The sequence below is a fragment of the Streptomyces sp. NPDC093111 genome (assembly GCF_040683955.1).
Lineage (GTDB): Bacteria > Actinomycetota > Actinomycetes > Streptomycetales > Streptomycetaceae > Streptomyces.
The window spans coordinates 137,941-155,704 of record NZ_JBFBNW010000008.1 but is presented as its reverse complement, the minus strand read 5'-3'; the positions used below and the strand labels follow the sequence as shown (position 1 = coordinate 155,704).

15 protein-coding genes are annotated in these 17,764 nt (G+C 74.3%); 6 read left to right on the top strand and 9 right to left on the bottom strand.

The genetic code is table 11. The annotated features are described in order from the left end of the window. Positions 1–39: 39 nt before the first annotated feature. Positions 40–585 carry a helix-turn-helix domain-containing protein gene (locus tag AB0Q96_RS15800; RefSeq protein WP_365325688.1) on the bottom strand — a complete coding sequence of 182 codons (546 nt, stop codon included), beginning with the start codon at positions 583–585 and terminating at the stop codon, positions 40–42. 99 nt (positions 586–684) lie between these two features. After that, positions 685–2,439, bottom strand: coding sequence for a biotin carboxylase N-terminal domain-containing protein (locus AB0Q96_RS15795; protein WP_365325686.1), 1,755 nt, complete (start codon positions 2,437–2,439; stop codon positions 685–687). Between the two features lie 373 nt (positions 2,440–2,812). Here AB0Q96_RS15795 and AB0Q96_RS15790 point away from each other — a divergent pair, with 373 nt between their 5' ends. Then, positions 2,813–3,238 (top strand): hypothetical protein, encoded by a 426-nt coding sequence (locus tag AB0Q96_RS15790; RefSeq protein WP_365325684.1) that lies wholly within the window; start codon positions 2,813–2,815, stop codon positions 3,236–3,238. Here the strand turns inward: AB0Q96_RS15790 and AB0Q96_RS15785 are convergent. From AB0Q96_RS15785 to AB0Q96_RS15765, 5 genes are all read right to left on the bottom strand, one after another. After that, positions 3,177–7,301, bottom strand: coding sequence for a caspase family protein (locus AB0Q96_RS15785; protein WP_365325682.1), 4,125 nt, complete (start codon positions 7,299–7,301; stop codon positions 3,177–3,179). The two genes, AB0Q96_RS15790 and AB0Q96_RS15785, sit on opposite strands and share 62 nt — an antisense overlap. Next, entirely contained in the window at positions 7,298–8,200 is a 903-nt protein-coding gene (locus AB0Q96_RS15780; protein WP_365325680.1) for an antibiotic ABC transporter ATP-binding protein, read from the bottom strand. Before AB0Q96_RS15780 ends, AB0Q96_RS15785 begins: the two co-directional genes overlap by 4 nt. 25 nt (positions 8,201–8,225) lie before the next feature. After that, positions 8,226–8,831 carry a nucleoside triphosphate pyrophosphatase gene (locus AB0Q96_RS15775; RefSeq protein WP_365325678.1) on the bottom strand — a complete coding sequence of 202 codons (606 nt, stop codon included), beginning with the start codon at positions 8,829–8,831 and terminating at the stop codon, positions 8,226–8,228. 22 nt (positions 8,832–8,853) lie between these two features. Further along, the gene (locus AB0Q96_RS15770) at positions 8,854–8,982 is read right to left on the bottom strand and encodes a hypothetical protein (RefSeq protein WP_329423388.1); all 129 of its coding nucleotides are present in this window, start codon (positions 8,980–8,982) and stop codon (positions 8,854–8,856) included. Between the two features lie 70 nt (positions 8,983–9,052). Continuing rightward, entirely contained in the window at positions 9,053–9,712 is a 660-nt protein-coding gene (locus AB0Q96_RS15765; protein WP_365325676.1) for a TetR/AcrR family transcriptional regulator, read from the bottom strand. 152 nt (positions 9,713–9,864) lie between these two features. Between AB0Q96_RS15765 and AB0Q96_RS15760 the strand changes: the two genes are divergently transcribed. Further along, complete coding sequence (locus AB0Q96_RS15760) at positions 9,865–11,214, top strand: MFS transporter (RefSeq protein ID WP_365326051.1); 1,350 nt, start codon at positions 9,865–9,867, stop codon at positions 11,212–11,214. 133 nt (positions 11,215–11,347) lie between these two features. On the opposite strand, the gene AB0Q96_RS15755 is transcribed toward AB0Q96_RS15760, so the two are convergent. Together AB0Q96_RS15755 and AB0Q96_RS15750 are read right to left on the bottom strand one after the other, a co-directional pair. Continuing rightward, a complete protein-coding gene (locus tag AB0Q96_RS15755; protein WP_365325674.1) occupies positions 11,348–11,560 on the bottom strand; it encodes an acyl-CoA carboxylase epsilon subunit in 213 nt (70 codons plus the stop codon). Between the two features lie 20 nt (positions 11,561–11,580). Further along, positions 11,581–13,182 carry an acyl-CoA carboxylase subunit beta gene (locus tag AB0Q96_RS15750; RefSeq protein ID WP_365325672.1) on the bottom strand — a complete coding sequence of 534 codons (1,602 nt, stop codon included), beginning with the start codon at positions 13,180–13,182 and terminating at the stop codon, positions 11,581–11,583. Positions 13,183–13,316: 134 nt separating this feature from the next. Between AB0Q96_RS15750 and AB0Q96_RS15745 the strand changes: the two genes are divergently transcribed. From AB0Q96_RS15745 to AB0Q96_RS15730, 4 genes are all read left to right on the top strand, one after another. After that, a complete protein-coding gene (locus tag AB0Q96_RS15745; RefSeq protein WP_365325670.1) occupies positions 13,317–14,168 on the top strand; it encodes a biotin--[acetyl-CoA-carboxylase] ligase in 852 nt (283 codons plus the stop codon). Positions 14,169–14,349: 181 nt separating this feature from the next. Beyond that, positions 14,350–15,663 carry an adenylate/guanylate cyclase domain-containing protein gene (locus AB0Q96_RS15740; RefSeq protein ID WP_365325668.1) on the top strand — a complete coding sequence of 438 codons (1,314 nt, stop codon included), beginning with the start codon at positions 14,350–14,352 and terminating at the stop codon, positions 15,661–15,663. 40 nt (positions 15,664–15,703) lie between these two features. Further along, the gene (locus AB0Q96_RS15735; RefSeq protein ID WP_365325665.1) at positions 15,704–16,501 is read left to right on the top strand and encodes an enoyl-CoA hydratase-related protein; all 798 of its coding nucleotides are present in this window, start codon (positions 15,704–15,706) and stop codon (positions 16,499–16,501) included. An 87-nt stretch (positions 16,502–16,588) separates the two neighbouring features. Then, positions 16,589–17,704 carry a GGDEF domain-containing protein gene (locus AB0Q96_RS15730; protein ID WP_365325663.1) on the top strand — a complete coding sequence of 372 codons (1,116 nt, stop codon included), beginning with the start codon at positions 16,589–16,591 and terminating at the stop codon, positions 17,702–17,704. The last annotated feature ends 60 nt before the right edge of the window (positions 17,705–17,764 follow it).

Here is a 17,764-nt window from a genome sequence, read left to right as displayed (position 1 = left end):
GGGGCGGGGTCCGCGAGGGCCCCGGCCGCCCCGTACCGCTCAGCTCCTGATGCCCCGCAGCGTCAGCGTGAGCAGCCGGTCCGCCAACTCCGGATCCTCCGGCGAGCGTTCGGCGGCCAGGGCGATGGCGTTGGTGAGCTGCATCAGGTCGCCGACCGACACGTCCGCGCGCACCACGTCCGCCTCCTGTGCGCGGGCGAGCAGGCGCAGGCCCGCCGCCCGGAGCGGCTCGCTGCACTCGGCGAGCGCCGAACTCCGGTCCTGTGACGCGGACATGAGCGCGATCGCCAGGCCGCGGTACTCGCCCGCGTGGGCGATCAGGGCGCGCAGCCAGGCCACCAGCGCCGTGCCCGGCTCGGGGGCGTCGGCGAGGTCCGCCGAGTGGCGCAGGAGGGCGGCCAGGGCGTCCTGGAAGACGGCGCCGAGCAGCGCCTCCCGGTTGGGGAAGTGCCGGTACAGGGTGCCGATGCCGACCCCGGCGCGGCGGGCGATGTCCTCCAGGGACGCGTCCGTCCCGTGTGCGGCGAACGCGGCGCGGGCCTCGGCGAGCAGCCGCTCGTGGTTCCGGCGCGCGTCGGCACGCATCCGTACTCCTCACTGCCTGGGGACCGGGTCGCGAAGGGCCCGCAGGCGGTCGACGCCTGCGGGCCCTTCGTACCGTACCCCGGTGTCCGGGGCCCCGGTTCAGTCCTTGATCTCGCAGATCGCGGCGCCGGAGGTGATCGAGGCGCCGACCTCGGCGGCCAGGCCCTTGACGGTGCCGGAGCGGTGCGCGTTCAGCGGCTGCTCCATCTTCATGGCCTCCAGGACGACGATCAGGTCGCCCTCCTTGACCTCCTGGCCCTCCTCGACGGCCACCTTGACGATGGTGCCCTGCATCGGGGACGCGAGGGTGTCGCCGGAGGCGGTCGGGCCGGACTTCTTCGCGGCGCGGCGCTTCGGCTTGGCGCCGGCGGCGAGACCGGTGCGGGCCAGCGTCATGCCGAGCGAGGACGGCAGGGAGACCTCGAGACGCTTGCCGCCGACCTCGACGACGATCGTCTCGCGACCGCTCTCGTCCTCGTCGGCCTCGGCGCCCGCCGGGGCGAAGGGCTTGATCTCGTTGACGAACTCGGTCTCGATCCACCGGGTGTGGATGCGGAACGGGTCGGCGGTGAACGCCGGGTCGACCACGACGGCCCGGTGGAACGGGATGGCGGTCGCCATGCCCTCCACCTTGAACTCGGCGAGCGCGCGGGCGGCGCGCTGGAGCGCCTGCTCGCGGGTGGCGCCGGTGACGATCAGCTTCGCGAGCAGCGAGTCCCACGCCGGGCCGATGACCGAGCCGGACTCGACACCGGCGTCCAGCCGGACGCCCGGGCCGGTGGGCGCGGCGAAGGTGGTGACGGTGCCGGGGGCCGGGAGGAAGTTGCGGCCCGGGTCCTCGCCGTTGATGCGGAACTCGAAGGAGTGACCGCGGATCTCCGGGTCGCCGTAACCGAGCTCCTCGCCGTCGGCGATCCGGAACATCTCGCGGACCAGGTCGAGACCGGTGACCTCTTCGGTGACCGGGTGTTCGACCTGGAGGCGGGTGTTGACCTCCAGGAAGGAGATCGTGCCGTCGACGCCGACCAGGAACTCGACCGTGCCGGCGCCGACGTAGCCGGCCTCCTTCAGGATGGCCTTGGACGCCGCGTACAGCTCGGCGTTCTGAGCCTCCGACAGGAACGGGGCCGGGGCCTCCTCGACCAGCTTCTGGTGCCGGCGCTGGAGGGAGCAGTCACGGGTCGAGACGACGACCACGTTGCCGTGCGAGTCGGCGAGGCACTGGGTCTCGACGTGCCGCGGCTTGTCCAGGTAGCGCTCGACGAAGCACTCGCCGCGCCCGAAGGCGGCGACGGCCTCGCGGACGGCGGAGTCGTAGAGCTCCGGCACCTCTTCGAGGGTGCGGGCGACCTTCAGACCGCGGCCACCGCCACCGAAGGCGGCCTTGATCGCGATCGGCAGGCCGTGCTCCCGGGCGAAGGCGACGACCTCGTCGGCGCCCGAGACCGGGTCCGGGGTGCCGGCGACCAGCGGGGCACCGGCGCGCTGCGCGATGTGGCGCGCCGCGACCTTGTCGCCGAGGTCGCGGATGGCCTGCGGCGGCGGGCCGATCCAGATGAGGCCGGCGTCGAGGACGGCCTGGGCGAACTCGGCGTTCTCGGAAAGGAATCCGTAGCCCGGGTGGATCGCGTCGGCGCCGGAGTCCGCGGCCGCCTGGAGCACCTTGCCCATGTCCAGGTAACTGGTGGCCGGGGTGTCACCGCCCAGGGCGAACGCCTCGTCGGCCGCGCGGACGTGCAGAGCGTCCCGGTCCGGATCGGCGTAGACGGCTACGCTGGCGATCCCGGCGTCCCGGCAGGCCCGGGCGACGCGGACAGCGATTTCGCCACGGTTGGCGATGAGCACCTTGCGCACGATGGCTCCCTCCTTGAAACAAGCTGAGTTTAGGGACTGCCGACACGGCCTTTCGACCCGTCCCCAGTGGTGAGCTTGCCCACACGGAGCGTGATACGGGGCCTGCTCGGGTCGTGAAATCCCTTGTCGCACCACGGTACGCAGGGTTTCTTTACGGCACAGTAGCTCCGAGGTGTGGCGCAGGTCTCTGTTCGCCCGACCAGTCGCCAAATGGGTTTCTTTGTGGAGTCCCTACGAATGGCTCCCTCATTCTTTGCCGGCGCGCCGCCGTTCCGCTCCACGGCACGAACCCTTGTCCAGGGTTTTACCGGCCAGTAGCCTTCGCTCTGTCGTACGTACCGGAGGTAACAGCCGTACTCAGGGGGTGGCCGAGGTGGCCCGCAGACCGATAGCGCTCGTGACGGCCGCGGTGCTCTTCCTCGAAGCACCCGGAATCGTCGCCTTCAACGCCGTGATGGCCCGTTTCGTGAAAGCCCAGTCGATGTCCCTCGACGGGCTGCATCCGGACGCGATGTACGCCGGCACCTGGGCCCTCGGCCTCGGCTCCGGCGCCCTCCTCGTCCTCTGCGGCCTCGTCCCCCTCGTCGCCGCGATCCGCGACCGCCGCCCCGGCCGCGCGGGCCGCGCCCTGCTCATCGGCTGCGCGGTCGTCCACGGCGTCCTCGGCGCGGTGACGGTCGGTCTCATGGGCTGGCTCGCCTTCGCCTTCATGATGCTGGTCGTCGCCCTGATCGTGCTCACGCTGGTGGCGTACGGGGAGCCCAGGGCGGCCGAGGAGGGGGCGCCGGCTCCCGCGTGAGGACGAGGACGTCGCCGCTCATGCCGACGAGGAGCTCGTCGTCGTGGACGGCGAGCGCCTCGGCCGGGACCGGCAGGCTGATCGTCTCGACGAGGTGTCCGGTCGTCAGGTCGTGGATCCGCACCGTCCGCTGCCACGTGGCGACCAGGGCGTGCGGCCGGCCGTCGAGGGCGGCGCAGCGCACGAGGCTCACGTGCGGACCGTGCCCCAGGCGCAGGACCTCGGTCCGGGTCGTCAGGTCCCAGACGCGCACGGCACCCGCGGCGTCCCCTACGACGGCGACCGGACGCCCGCCGAGCTCGGCGCAGTCGACCGCCGTCACCCGCGCGTGGTGCCCGGTCAGCCTGCCCAGCCGCCGCTCGGTCCGCGCGTCGCTCAGGGTGAGCGAACCGTCCCGCTCCCCGGCGACCAGCACCTGACGTCCGCCCAGGGAGGTCAGGGCCAGCGCCCGATGGGCGACGTCGGGGCCATGCGCGGAGAGCACGCGCTTCCCGGCCCGGTCGAGGTCCCACCGGATCACCCGGTCGGCGCCGACGACCGCGTGGAGCCCGTCGCCCGTCCGGAACGCCACGAGCCCGCTCAGCAGGCCGTCCTCGTCGCTGCGCCCGCCGGCCGTCACCTCCCCGCGTCCCGCCAGGTCCCACAGGGTCACTCCGCCGTCCGCCGAAGCGGTCACCATCCGGGCCGGTGAACCCGGCACGGGCGCGAGCGCGGTGAACGCCGTGTGGGTGCCCGTCAGCACCCCGCGAGGGGTGCCCTCCCGGAGGTCCCACAGGCGCACGCTCCCCTCGTAGCCGGCGGTCACGGCGCAGGAGGCGCCGTCCAGTTCGGTGACGGCGGCCCCGTACACCGTGTACCGGTGTCCGGCCGGGGCGGTTCCGTGCCGCGGCCGGTCGTCCAGGTCCCAGACCCGCAGGTTCGTGTCGGTCAGGGACACCGCGTGGGGCCGCCCGTCCACGGTGTGGCACGAGACCTGCTCGGCCAGGCCCGCGTGGCCCGTCAGCCGGAGGTGCTCCGTGCCGTCCGCCAGGTCCCAGACGCGCACCGTCTGGTCGTCGCAGGCGGCCACCAGGTGAGGGCGCCCGCGCAGGTCCGTCGTGGTCAGACCGAAGATCTGGTCGTACGCGGGAACCGTCAGGGAGCGCCGTGAGCCCTCGTCGAGGTCCCAGACCGTGAGCGTGTTCCCGGCGTCCCGGCTCACCAGGTGGGGCCGTCCGTCGAGCGTCGGGCAGGTGACGGCGAAGACCGCCGCGCCCGCGCGCAGGGGCGGGCGCCGCCGGCCGGTGACGAGGTCGACCAGGGTGATCACACCACTCCTGATCGGGACCAGCACGACGTGCGGACGCCCGTCCAGGACGGTCCACGCCCGGACCTGGACGTCGACGTCCTCGGGCTCCCGGGGGTACCGCACGAGCGTGTGCGCCCCCGACGCCAGATCGACGACGACCAGCTCGCCCGGGTCCCGCACGCCCACGAGGTGCGCCCGGCCCTCGTGTTCGACGCACAGGACCTCGCGGCCCGACAGGCCGGGCACGTCCGGGAACCGGCGCGCGGTGAGCGTGGTCAGGTCCCACAGGACGAGGCCGCCGGAGCGGTCCGCCGCCACCGCGCGGGCGCGGCCGTCGAGCTCGCAGAACGCGGCCAGCGACGCGGCGCCCTCGGAGGGCACCGTCCGGTGCGCACCCGTGCCCAGGTTCCACAGGTGGAGCTCGCCCGGGGTGGTGACGCCCACGGCGTGCCACTGCCCGTCGATCTCCACGCAGCTCGTCGCCTCCAGCGTGGCCTGCGTGTGGAACGACCCCACCAACGCCGTGTGCACCTCCGACCCGGTGGCCCACCGGGGCCGCCACGTCCGTGTCCGCGCCAGCTCGCCCGCCGCCTCGCGCTCCCCGAAGCGGGCCGCGTCCACCGCGAGGACGTCCCGGCGGCCCGGCTCGTCCAGGAGGCGGTGGACGTCGGACGAGGCGCGGTACACCGAGCGCCACAGCCGGCCCCGCGGGGTCCGTACGGAGGCCAGCGCGCGGAGCAGTTCGGGCGGGTGGGCGTGGACCAGGTACTCGGGGTCGGCGAGGAGGCCGTCCAGGGAGCCGCCCGCCGCCGCGTGGGTCGCGAGGTGCTCGCGGACGTACGGGTGGGCCGCCGGCCAGTCGCGCAGGCCGGTGAGCGGGTCGTCCGGCACGCCCGCGAGGAGCGCGGCGGCGAGGGCGCGGTGGGCGTCGGCGCCGGGGCCCGCCTCGGCGCGCAGCCATTCGGCCATCGTCTCGTGGAAGAGGCGGTACGCGGAGCCCGCCGGGGTGGCCGTCTCCACGAGGTAGGCGCCCGCGTGCGCGTGCAGCCAGCGCAGGTCGTCCTGGGCGCAGGGCAGCCCCGACAGGGCCTCGGCCAGCGGGGCCCACAGCGTGGACCAGGGCAGGCCCGCGCCCTGCGCGTACGCGAGCGGGCGCAGCAGCCGTTCGACGCGCGGCCGGTCCGGGCCGAAGCGGGCCAGGTACGCGGCGAAGGCCTGCCCGGCCTCGTCGGGCAGCTCCCGCTCCCAGCCGGGGCCCGAGGTGTCGGCCGCGAGCTGGCCGTCGACGAGGGCGCGGGCGGTCATCCGGGCCACCAGGAACGAGTGGCCGGCGCGCGCCGCGATGCCCCGGGCCACCGTGGCGGCCTCGTCCGGGCGGTCCCGGTAGGGGGAGCGGGTGTCCGGGTCGCCCTCGGCGAGCAGCAGCTTGGCCGCGTAGGTGGCGACGTCCTCGGGGGTGGTGAACGCGGGCGCGTCGAGGTCGATCACCTCGACCGCGGGGCCGAGCGCGGCCAGCAGCGGGCGGCGGGTGCCGACGACGAGCCGGACGGCGGGCAGCGAGCTCAGGGGGCGCAGCAGCTCCCGGGCGATCCGCAGGCCCTCGTCGGCGTGGCCCGCCGGGCCGGCCTCGTCGAGGGCGTCGACCAGGACGGTGACGGGCACGGTGCGCCGGCCGAGGGCCCCCAGGACCTCGTCGCGGCCGGTGCCGGGCAGGCGGAGCGCGGCGGCGAGGTCGGCGCTCAGGTCTTCGAGGGCGGCGCGGCGGGCGTGCAGGGGCACGAGCGCGCCGTGTTCCTCGGCGCGCAGCAGCCGGCCGAGGAGGGCGGACTTGCCGGAGCCGGGGTCGCCGGTGACGACGCGGGCCCGCCGGTCGTGCGCGTCGGCGGTCAGCCAGGAGGTGAGGGCGGTCAGGGCCCGGGTGCGGCCGGTGAAGTGGTCGCCGGGTTCGCCGGTGTGCTCGACGCCCCGGCCGCGGGCCTCGAAGTGTCCGTGGGTCGCGCGGCGCAGCCGGTCCAGGGTCTCGACGTCGAGCGCGTCGGCCGGCAGGCCCGCGATGTGGGCCCGGTTGCGGAAGAAGGGGTCGTGGCCGTCGCTGTCGACGGTGGAGTGGCTGACGCGTTGCGGCACCCGGCGCTCGGCGAGGTGCCGGTTGACGCGTTCGGTGACCTCGCGGACGCCCAGGAACTCCTGGTGGGCGCCGGCCCGGGGGTGGTTCAGGACGGTGGCGAGGGCGTCGACGAAGACGTTCTCGCGGGCGCGTTCCTTGCCGCGGGCGGTGGCGAGCATCCAGCGGCCGGCCGGTCCCCGCCGGGTGTGGGCGAGTTCGGTGGCGAGGGCGGCGATCTCGCTCGCGCCGGCCCCGGCGAAGCAGGTGTCGAGGACGACGAGGACGTGTCCGGCCTCGCCGAGCAGCAGGGGGCGGGCCAGGTCCTCGGCGGCGAGCGCGGCCGAGTAGCGGCCGGGCCGGGCGGTGGAGCCGAGCAGGTAGTGGCGGTCGGCGGCCTTGGCGCCGTGCCCGGCGAAGTAGACGACCACGATGTCCTCGGGGCCCGGATCGGTGTCGTGCGCCCAGTCCTCGACGGCCTCCTGGATCGCGGCGGCGGTCGGGTCGGCGGCGAGCGGGTCGAGCGCCGTCTCGTACCCCATGGGCAGCAGCAGTTCCCGGAGCCGCCGTACGTCCTCGGGGACGCCCGGCAGGTCGGGGATGCCGGGGTCGGCGTACGCGGAGACGCCGATGGTGAGGAGGAAGCGCCGGCCCCCGGGGGCCACGCTCACCCGAGCCCTCGTGCGATCGCCGTGCCCGTCCTCGGCGCCGACAGGTAGCGGGCCAGGTCGTGCATCCGGGTGCCGTTGTCGATCCGCTGGTCGGACACGCCGGGGCCGAAGCGGGGCGCGAGGCGGTCGGGGAGGGCGACGAGGTCGCCGCGGTCGGCGAGGTTGGTCCAGCGGCGGATCCCGCCGGGCCATCCGGCGGTGCCGTCCACCGGTGCCGGGACCAGCCGGTCGAAGACGATCCCGCGCAGGCCGAGCGGGGAGCCGAGGGTGACGAGGTCGGTGACGGGCAGGTCCGGGCGGGCGCACAGCGTCTCGTACGCGACGACCGAGCCGAGCGAGTGGGCGACGAGGACCCGGGTGTCGGGGCCGACGGCGGCGGCGACCCGGTCCTGGGCCGCCGCCCGCAGCGCGGGCTCGGTGAGGTAGCGGCGGACCTGCCGCAGAGCGAGGACGAGCAGCCGGTCGGAGACCCGGCCGAAGAAGCGGGTGCCGGCGAGGGCGTCGAGGGCGGCCCGGACCCGCTCGACGCGCAGCGCGCGGGAGGCGACGTGGCCGAGCACGCCGCGCGTCCCGGCGGGTTCCCCGGCGCCTGCCGCGCGCTCCTCGCCGTCCGCGTCCGTGTCTTCTGCGGCCTCCGCGGCCTGTCGCCACGCGTCGAGCAGTTCGGCCTCCAGCCCCTCCTCGACGTCCCACTCGTCCCAGGGCGGCAGGTCGTCGGAGCGGGTGCCCGGCTCGGTGAACAGGTCGCCGTAGAAGGCGCAGGCGATGTCCTCGGCGGTCGGCGCCGGGGAGCCGGCGAGCAGGACGCCGTCCCGGAGCGCGGGCACGACGTCCCGGCGCATCTGTTCGGGACCCAGGAACTCCTGGCCTATCCCGTGGACCACGACGACCCGCGCCATGTCGGCTCCCCCCCTGCTCGCGGGCTCAGGCCCAGAGATCGGTGATCGAGACGTCCAGCTTGCCGAGCAGGGTGCGCAGCAGGGGCAGGGACAGGCCGATCACGTTGCCGGGGTCGCCGTCGATGCCGTCGATGAAGGGGGCCGAGCGGCCGTCGAGGGTGAACGCGCCCGCCACGTGCAGGGGTTCGCCGCTGGCGACGTACGCGGCGATCTCCTCGTCGCTCGGGTTCCCGAAGCGGACGACGGTGGAGGCGGTGGCCGACTCGTAGCGCTTGGTCGTCGTGTCGTACACGCAGTGGCCGGTCTGGAGGATGCCGACCCGGCCGCGCATCGCCTTCCAGCGGGCGGTGGCCTCCTCGGCGTCGGCGGGCTTGCCGAGGGCCCGGTCGTCCAGCTCCAGGACCGAGTCGCAGCCGATCACGAGCGCGCCGGCGGCCTCGGGGCGGGCGGCGACGTGGGCGGCCTTGGCCTCGGCGAGGGCGAGGGCCAGCTCGGCCGGGGTCGGGGCGTGCGTCTTGTCCTCGTCGACGCCGCTCACGATCACCTCGGGGGCGAGCCCGGCCTGGCGGAGCAGCCCCAGGCGGGCGGGGGAGGCGGAGGCGAGGACGACACGGCGGCGTTCAGCAGTCATGGGGGCAGCGTATCGAGCGCTCTCAGCGGGCGCCGAGCACGAACATCAGCAGCACCATCGCGAGCCCGAGCAGCACGCCGGCGCGGCGGAGCATGGCCTGCATGTCGCGCATGTCCTTCGGCGGCTCGTTCTTCGGGTCGGACCAGAGCATGGTCCCGATCCTGCGGCCCGCGGGGCCTGGGCGCCTGAGTACGGGTACTCAAGCGCCCCGCGTCGAAGGACTAGTCCGTGCCGGGGCCGGTGGTGGCCCGCGCGGTGAAGACGCCGGCCGCCGCCGCGGCGAGGGCCGCCGCGACCGCCCGCTCCGCGTCGGCCCCGGTGAGCTCCTCGCGGGTGACGGCGAAGCGGTAGTAGAGCGGGGCGGAGACGGCGCGGAGGAGTTCCGGGGCGTCGGTGTCCGGCGGGAGTTCACCGCGCTCCTGCGCCCGCGTCACGACCGGCGCCCAGTCCGCGAGCCGGGTGCGGTAGAAGCCGTTGAGGGCCCGCGCGCACTCCTCGTCGCAGGCCGCCGCGGCGATCACGGCGCGGAAGACGGCGCCCATCCGCGGGTCGGTGAGGGTGCGGTGCACGAGCTCCGCGTTGGCCCGCAGGTCGCCCGCGAGGCCGCCGGTGTCGGCGGCGGGCACGGACCGCTCGGCCATGTCGTGCAGGAGGTCGGCGACGAGGCCGACGGGGGAGCCCCAGCGGCGGTAGACGGTGGTCTTGCCGACGCCGGCGCTCGCCGCGATCTGGTCCATGTTCAGGGTGTGGAAGGCGGCGCCCGCGAGGGCGTCCTCGGTGGCGTCGAGGACCGCGCGGCGCACCTTCGCGGTACGGCCTCCGGGGCGCACGGTGCCGGGCACGGCCGACGGGCTCTCGCTCAAACGGGTCTCCTGTTCCATTAACGCTTTCGACTCTGCTAGTGTCGCCCACATCTTAACGGAACTGTCATCCCATTAAGGGGTCCCCGGTCATGGTTTCCCTCGACAGCCCTGCCTCCGCTCCCGCCCCCGCCTCTGCTCCTGGCGCCGTCGCCGCCCCGGGGGAGCGCCGCATGGACGGGCGGATGCGGCTCGTCCTCCTCGTGCTCCTGGTCTCCCAGTTCATGCTGGCCGTCGACTTCTCGATCCTGAACGTCGCCCTGCCCGTCATCGGCCAGGGGCTCGGCTTCAGCCTCGGCGGCCTCCAGTGGATCGCCACCGCCTTCGCCCTCGCCGCCGCCGGGTTCACCCTCCTGTTCGGGCGCGTCGCCGACCTCGTCGGCCGCCGCCGGGTCTTCCTCGGCGGCATGGGCGTCCTCGGGATCGCCTCCCTGGCCGGCGGGCTCGCCACCGGCCCCGAGGTCCTGATGGCCGCCCGCGTCGCCCAGGGGCTCGCCACCGCCGCCGTCACCCCGGCCGGGCTCTCGCTGCTGACCTCCTCGTTCCCCGAAGGGCCGCTGCGCGCCAAGGCGCTCGGCCTCAACGGGGCCCTCATGTCCGCGGGGTTCACCACCGGTGCCGTCCTCGGCGGGGTCCTCACCGACCTGCTCTCCTGGCGCTGGGCCTTCTTCGTCAACGTGCCCGTCGCCCTCGCCGTGCTGCTCGTCGCCCCCGCCGTCCTCAAGGAGAGCCGCCCGGCCGCCCGGCCCCGGCTCGACGTGCCCGGCGCGATCACCGTCACCGGCGGACTCCTCGCCCTCGTCTACGGGCTCACCGCCGCCGGCGAGCACGGCTGGAGCGACCCGGCCGTCCTTGCCGCCCTCGCCGCCGCCCTCGTCCTGCTGGCCGCCTTCCCGCTGGTGGAGCGGCGGGCCGCCGCTCCCCTCGTGCCCGTCCGGGTGCTCGGGCGCCGCACCGTCGTCTGGGGCAACCTCGCCGGACTCGTCGCCTTCGCCACCGAGACCTCGCTGGTCTTCCTGATGACCCTGCACCTCCAGGACGTCCTGGGCTTCTCCCCGCTCGCCGCGGGCCTCTCCTTCGGCGTGCTGGGCGCGGGCACGGTGCTCGGCGGACTGTTCGCCGCCCGCTTCATCGGCCGCTGGTCCGCCCGTACCGCGCTGATCGCCGGCGGGGTGCTCCAGGCCGCCGCGACCCTCTCGCTCGTGGCGCTCGGCGACGACCGGGGCATGTACGGGCTGCTGCTCGCCGGCACCTTCGCCGGCGGCGTCGGCAACATGCTCGCCATCGTCGGCTTCATGGTCACCGCCACCTCCGGACTGCCCGACGCCGAACAGGGCATGGCCACCGGCATCGCCACCATGACCCAGCAGGTCGGCATCACGCTCGGCACCCCCGTCATGAGCGCCGTCGTCGTCACCTCGGCCGCCCTCCCCGACGGCATCGGGCGGGCCGTCCTCGTCAACGCGGCCGTGGTCCTCGCCGGGGCGCTCGCCTCGGCACTGTTCCTGCGGCGCCGGTCGTAGGGCCCGCCGCCGCCCGCGCACGGCGAAGGCCGGACCTCCACCTCGGAGGTCCGGCCCAGGCCGTACATGCATGCATGTATGTGTATATGTACGCGTGTGTACCTATGTGTACGTATATCCCCGGGTCCGGCTGTCAGACCGGCCAGTAGGACCGCGCCCACGAGCGCGGGCCCGGCCGGTGGCGCACGCCGAGGGCGATGCGCGCCGGGTCCGACCAGCCCTCCGGGGCTCCCGGGCCGCCGCCCGCGGCGGCGGCCGCCGCCGTGGCCGCGGCCCGGGCCTGGACCACCGCCAGTGCGGCGGCCAGCTCCTCGGGTGTCGGATTGCCTCGTACGACCTTGATCATCGTCTTGTCCCTCCCAGCGCCTAGAGCGGGATGTTGCCGTGCTTCTTCGGGGGCAGGGATTCCCGCTTCGTCCGCAGCTGACGCAGACCCTTCACGATCTGCGGGCGCGTGTCGGACGGCAGGATCACCCCGTCGATGTAACCGCGCTCGGCGGCGATGTACGGGTTGAGCAGCGCGTCCTCGTACTCCTGGATCAGTCGCGCCCGCTCCGCGTCCGCCGTGCCGGCCTGCTCGGCCTCGGCGATCGTGCGGCGGTGCAGGATGTTGACCGCGCCCTGCGCGCCCATGACGGCGATCTGCGCGGTCGGCCAGGCCAGGTTGAGGTCGGCGCCCAGGTGCTTGGAGCCCATGACGTCGTACGCGCCGCCGAAGGCCTTGCGGGTGATGACGGTGATCAGCGGCACGGTCGCCTCGGCGTACGCGTAGATCAGCTTCGCGCCGCGCCGGATGATGCCGCCGTACTCCTGGTCCACGCCCGGCAGGAAGCCCGGCACGTCGACGAAGGTCAGCACCGGGATGTTGAAGGCGTCGCAGGTGCGCACGAAGCGCGCGGCCTTCTCGCTCGCGTTGATGTCGAGGCAACCGGCGAACTGCATCGGCTGGTTGGCGACCACGCCGACCGGGAAGCCCTCGACGCGGCCGAAGCCGGTCAGGATGTTCGGCGCGAACAGCGCCTGGGTCTCCAGGAACTCGCCGTCGTCGAGGACGTGCTCGATCACCGTGTGCATGTCGTACGGCTGGTTCGCCGAGTCCGGGATGAGGGTGTCGAGCGCGCGGTCCTCGTCCGTGGCCTCGGTCTCCGCGGTCTCCGGGAAGGCCGGCGCCTCGGAGAGGTTGTTCGAAGGGAGGTAGGACAGAAGGGACTTGACGTACTCGATCGCGTCCTTCTCGTCGCCCGCCATGTGGTGCGCGACGCCCGAGGTGGTGTTGTGGGTGCGGGCGCCGCCCAGCTCCTCGAAGCCGACGTCCTCGCCGGTCACCGTCTTGATGACGTCCGGGCCCGTGATGAACATGTGCGAGGTCTGGTCCACCATCACCGTGAAGTCGGTGATCGCGGGCGAGTAGACCGCGCCGCCCGCGCACGGGCCGACGACCAGCGAGATCTGCGGGATCACACCGGAGGCGTGCGTGTTGCGGCGGAAGATCTCGCCGTACATGCCGAGCGCGCTCACCCCCTCCTGGATGCGGGCGCCGCCGGAGTCGTTGATGCCGATGACCGGGCAGCCGGTCTTCAGCGCGAAGTCCATCACCTTGATGATCTTCTGGCCGTAGACCTCGCCGAGGGCGCCGCCGAAGACGGTGAAGTCCTGCGAGAACACGGCCACCGGACGCCCGTCGACCGTGCCGTAGCCGGTCACGACGCCGTCACCGTACGGACGGTTCTTCTCCAGGCCGAAGTTGGTGGAGCGGTGCCGGGCCAGCTCGTCCAGCTCCACGAACGAACCTTCGTCGAGCAGCAGTGCGATCCGCTCGCGCGCGGTCAGCTTTCCCTTCGCGTGCTGCTTCTCGACCGCCCGTTCGGAACCGGCGTGGGTGGCCTCGCCTGTCCGGCGCTTCAGGTCCGCGATCTTGCCCGCGGTCGTGTGAATGTCGATCTGGTCGTGCTCTGCCGGCTCGGACATCGGGATGCGGCTCCCTGCCTGGTCACGGGGGGTTCGTTGACTACGAATGGGCTACTGCTGGGCTACTGACCCGTAGCGTATCGGCGCCGATACGGTTCGGCAGTGCGGCGTTTGCCACACCTACGCTGGCTTGCATGACGTCCTCCCAAGGCTCCGCGGGACGCTGGTCCGACCTCGACCGGCCGCCGCTCAACGCGCCCGCCCTGCGCCACGCGCTCGTCCTCCCCGACGGGCTGTGGACCTCCCTCGACGTGGTCGAGTCCACCGGCTCCACCAACTCCGACCTCGCCGCCCGCGCCGACGAACTCCCCGAAGGCGCGGTCCTCGTCGCCGAGGAACAGACCTCCGGCCGCGGCCGGCTCGACCGCAGCTGGACCGCCCCCGCCCGCTCCGGCCTCTTCTTCTCCGTGCTGCTCAAGCCGGACGTGCCCGTGCACCGCTGGGGCTGGCTCCCGCTGCTCACCGGTGTCGCCGCCGCGAGCGGCCTCGGCAAGGCCGCCGGCGCGGACCTGACCCTCAAGTGGCCCAACGACCTGCTGGTGCGCGTCGCGGGGGAGGAGCGCAAGACCGGCGGCATCCTCGCCGAGCGGGCCGGCGCGGACGGCGTCGTCATCGGCCTCGGCGTCAACGTCAGCCTGCGCCCCGACGAGCTGCCCGTCCCCACGGCCGGCTCGCTCCTCCTCGGCAACGCCGTCTCCACCGACCGCGACACCCTGCTGCGGGCCGTCCTGCGCTCGCTGGAGCAGTGGTACGGGGACTGGGTGCGGGCCGCGGGCGACCCGGGCGTCTCCGGGCTCCTGGAGGCGTACGAGGCGCAGTGCGCCACCCTGGGCCGCCGGGTCCGCGCCGACCTGCCGGGCGAGCGGATGCTGGAGGGCGACGCCGTCGGGGTCGACGGCGACGGGCGCCTGGTCGTCGCCACCGAGGGCGGCGGCACCGAGGCGGTCGCGGCCGGCGACATCGTCCACCTGCGCGCGGCCGGCTGACCCGGGCGCGGGAGCGCGGCGCGTCCGAACCGGTCGGTCACCCCCGGTGGCGGCCGGTTCGGGCGTGAGCCAGCACACACCTGTCGTATCGTGGAGCCCGATTCGTGGGGCGCGATCGTGGAGCGCAGTCCACGCGACAGAACGGCAGGACAGTGGGCAGGGAACGGGCAGGAGGCGGCCGGTGACCGTCGACGACGCGAACAGCGGCGGCGTGGCCGAACCAGCCGGACCCTCCGCGACGGAGGGTCCCTCCGGAACGACCCCCGGGACGCCTTCCGGCACCCCTTCGGGGGGCACGTCCGGGAGCTCGTCCGGGACCTCGTCCAAGCCGCGGGCCGGCTCCGCCGACGCCGCCGGAGCACCCGAGGCCGCACCCGCGCCCGCGCCGGAGCCGTCCTCGGCGTACCCCACCCCCCACCACGTCGTCGACCACACCGTCGAACCGACCGACGACCCCCTCGCGATCCGCCTGGAACAGCTCATCCTGGGCGCCGACCGCCGCTACACCCCCTTCCAGGCCGCCCGCACCGCCGGCGTCTCCATGGAGCTCGCCTCCCGCTTCTGGCGCGCCATGGGCTTCGCCGACATCGGCCAGGCCAAGGCGCTCACCGAGGCCGACGTCCTCGCGCTGCGCCGCCTCGCCGGCCTCGTCGAGGCCGGGCTGCTCAGCGAGCCGATGGCCGTCCAGGTCGCCCGGTCCACCGGGCAGACCACCGCCCGGCTGGCCGAATGGCAGATCGACTCCTTCCTGGAGGGCCTGACCGAGCCGCCCGAGCCCGGCATGACCCGCACCGAGGTCACGTACCCCCTGGTCGAGCTGCTCCTGCCCGAGCTGGAGGAGTTCCTGATCTACGTGTGGCGCCGCCAGCTCGCCGCCGCCACCGGCCGGGTCGTGCAGGCCGCCGACGACGAGGAGATGGTCGACCGGCGGCTCGCGGTCGGCTTCGCGGACCTCGTCGGCTTCACCCGGCTCACCCGGCGCCTGGAGGAGGAGGAGCTCGGCGAGCTCGTCGAGGCCTTCGAGACCACCTGCGCCGACCTGGTCGCCGCGCACGGCGGCCGGCTCATCAAGACCCTCGGCGACGAGGTCCTGTACGCCGCCGACGACGCCGGCACCGCCGCCGAGATCGCGCTGCGCCTCATCGAGACGCTCAGCCACGACGAGACCATGCCCGCGCTGCGCGTCGGCATCGCCTTCGGCACCGTGACGACCCGGATGGGCGACGTCTTCGGCACCACGGTCAACCTGGCCAGCCGGCTCACGTCGATAGCGCCCAAGGACGCCGTCCTGGTCGACAGCGCCCTCGCCGAGGAGCTGACCAGGACCGGAGAGGCGCCCGTCTCCGAGACGGGGGCGGCCGAGGAGGCCGCCCGCGCGGAGAAGGAGGGCGAGCGCGCCCCCACGTACCGCTTCGCGCTCCAGCCGATGTGGCAGCGCCCGGTCCGCGGACTCGGCGTCGTGGAGCCCTGGCTGCTGGGGCGCCGCCCGACCTAGGATCCCGGTGAACAGTCGTTAACCGGGAGGGTGTGCGGTCATGGCCGAGCAGTCCGAGCAGCGCTTTGGTGAGTTCGTCGCGGTCCGTAAGGAGGGATACGTCGCCGAGCTGGTCCTCGACCGGCCCAAGGCGATGAACGCGGTCTCCTCCGAGATGGCCCGCTCCCTCGGCGCCGCCTGCGCCGCGCTCGCCGCCGATCCGTCCGTGCGGGTCACCGTGCTGACCTCCTCGAACGACCGGGCCTTCTGCGTCGGCGCCGACCTCAAGGAGCGCAACTCCTTCAGCGACGCCGAGCTGGTCCGGCAGCGGCCCACCGCCCGCGCCGCCTACACCGGCGTCCTGGAACTGCCCATGCCGACCGTCGCGGCCGTGCACGGCTTCGCCCTCGGCGGCGGCTTCGAGCTGGCGCTCGCCTGCGACGTGATCGTCGCCGACGCGACCGCCGTGGTCGGACTGCCCGAGGTCTCCGTGGGCGTCATCCCCGGCGGCGGCGGTACGCAGCTGCTGCCGCGCCGGGTGGGCGCGGCCCGCGCGGCCGAGCTGGTCTTCACGGCCCGCCGGGTCGAGGCCGCCGAGGCGCGCGAGCTGGGCCTGGTGGACCTCCTGGAGGAGGACGCCCGGACGGCGGCCCTGGAGCTCGCCGGCCGGATCGCGGCCAACTCGCCGGTCGGCCTGCGCGCCGCCAAGAAGGCCATGCGGCTCGGCCAGGGCCTGGACCTGCGGGCGGGCCTGGAGGTCGAGGACGCGGCCTGGCGCTCGGTGGCCTTCTCGGGCGACCGGGCGGAGGGCGTGGCGGCGTTCAACGAGAAGCGGAAGCCGAACTGGCCGGGAGAGTAGCGGGCGAATCGTCCCTATTTTCACTATATGTAACTTTCTGTGACGTCTCGAAGGGGAAAACAGATCATTCCTCCCTAAGCTGGAGGAATGGGTGAGGATGTGCGGTTGCGGGCCGTGGTGGCGCTGGCTCAGGCGATGGCGGCGGCGCACACTCCGCGGGAGTCCTGGCGGGCCGCGGCGCTGGGCGCCTGCGAGGCGCTCGGCGGCAGCTTCGCGGCGCTCTCGGTCTGGGAGCGGGACCACGGGCGGCTGAGGGTCCTGGTGAACGCCGGGGAGCGGGCCGCGGGCGAGGAGGAGTTCCCGGACTCGGAGACGTATCCCGTGCACCAGTTCCCGGAGATCACGGAGTTCCTGCACGAGCGGTGGGCGGGCGGCGGGGAGCCCGACGCCTGGGTGGAGACCGCCGACGACCAGGTGCCGACCGGCCGGGTCAGCGGGCTGCGGCGGCGCGGGCGCGGCTGCTGCGTCGTCGCGCCGATCGTGCTGCACGGACGGGCCTGGGGCGAGCTGTACGTGGCGCGCCGGGCCGGGGAGCTGCGCTTCGACCGGGACGACGCGGACTTCGCGACGGTGCTCGCCGCGGTGGTCGCGGCGGGGGTCGCGCAGTCGGAGCGCCTGGAGGAGGTCCGGAAGCTGGCCTTCACGGACCCGCTGACCGGCCTCGCCAACCGGCGGGCGGTGGACACCCGCCTGGACGAGGCGATCGAGCGCTATCGGATCGACGGCTCGGTGGTGAGCCTGGTGGTCTGTGACCTGAATGGTCTGAAACGAGTCAACGACACGCACGGCCACGCGGTCGGAGACCGCCTGCTGGAACGATTCGGCTCCGTACTGTCACGGTGCGGGGCGCGCCTCTCGGGGTCGCTGGCGGCCCGCCTGGGCGGCGACGAGTTCTGCCTGGTCTCGGTCGGCCCCAGTGCCGACGAGGTGGTGGGCGTCGCCGAGGAGCTGTGCGTGCGGGCCGCCGAGCTGGAACTGGGCGAGGGCGTCGCCTGCGGGGTCGCGTCGACCGGCGACCCGATCGGCCCGCTGAAGTCGGCCCGCCGGCTCTTCCGCCTCGCCGACGCGGCGCAGTACCAGGCGAAGGCCGCCCGCTCGGTGAAGCCCGTGGTGGCGGGCCGCGACGGCACCGTCATCCGCCTCGCGGACGCGCCGCCGGGGGCGCGGGACCGCCGCCGCTTCAGGGACGCGCCGCCGGTGTAGGCGGGAGCCGGCGGGCGGGACCTCGACGGTGGTGCCGGCCTGGCCGTCGGCGATGCCCCG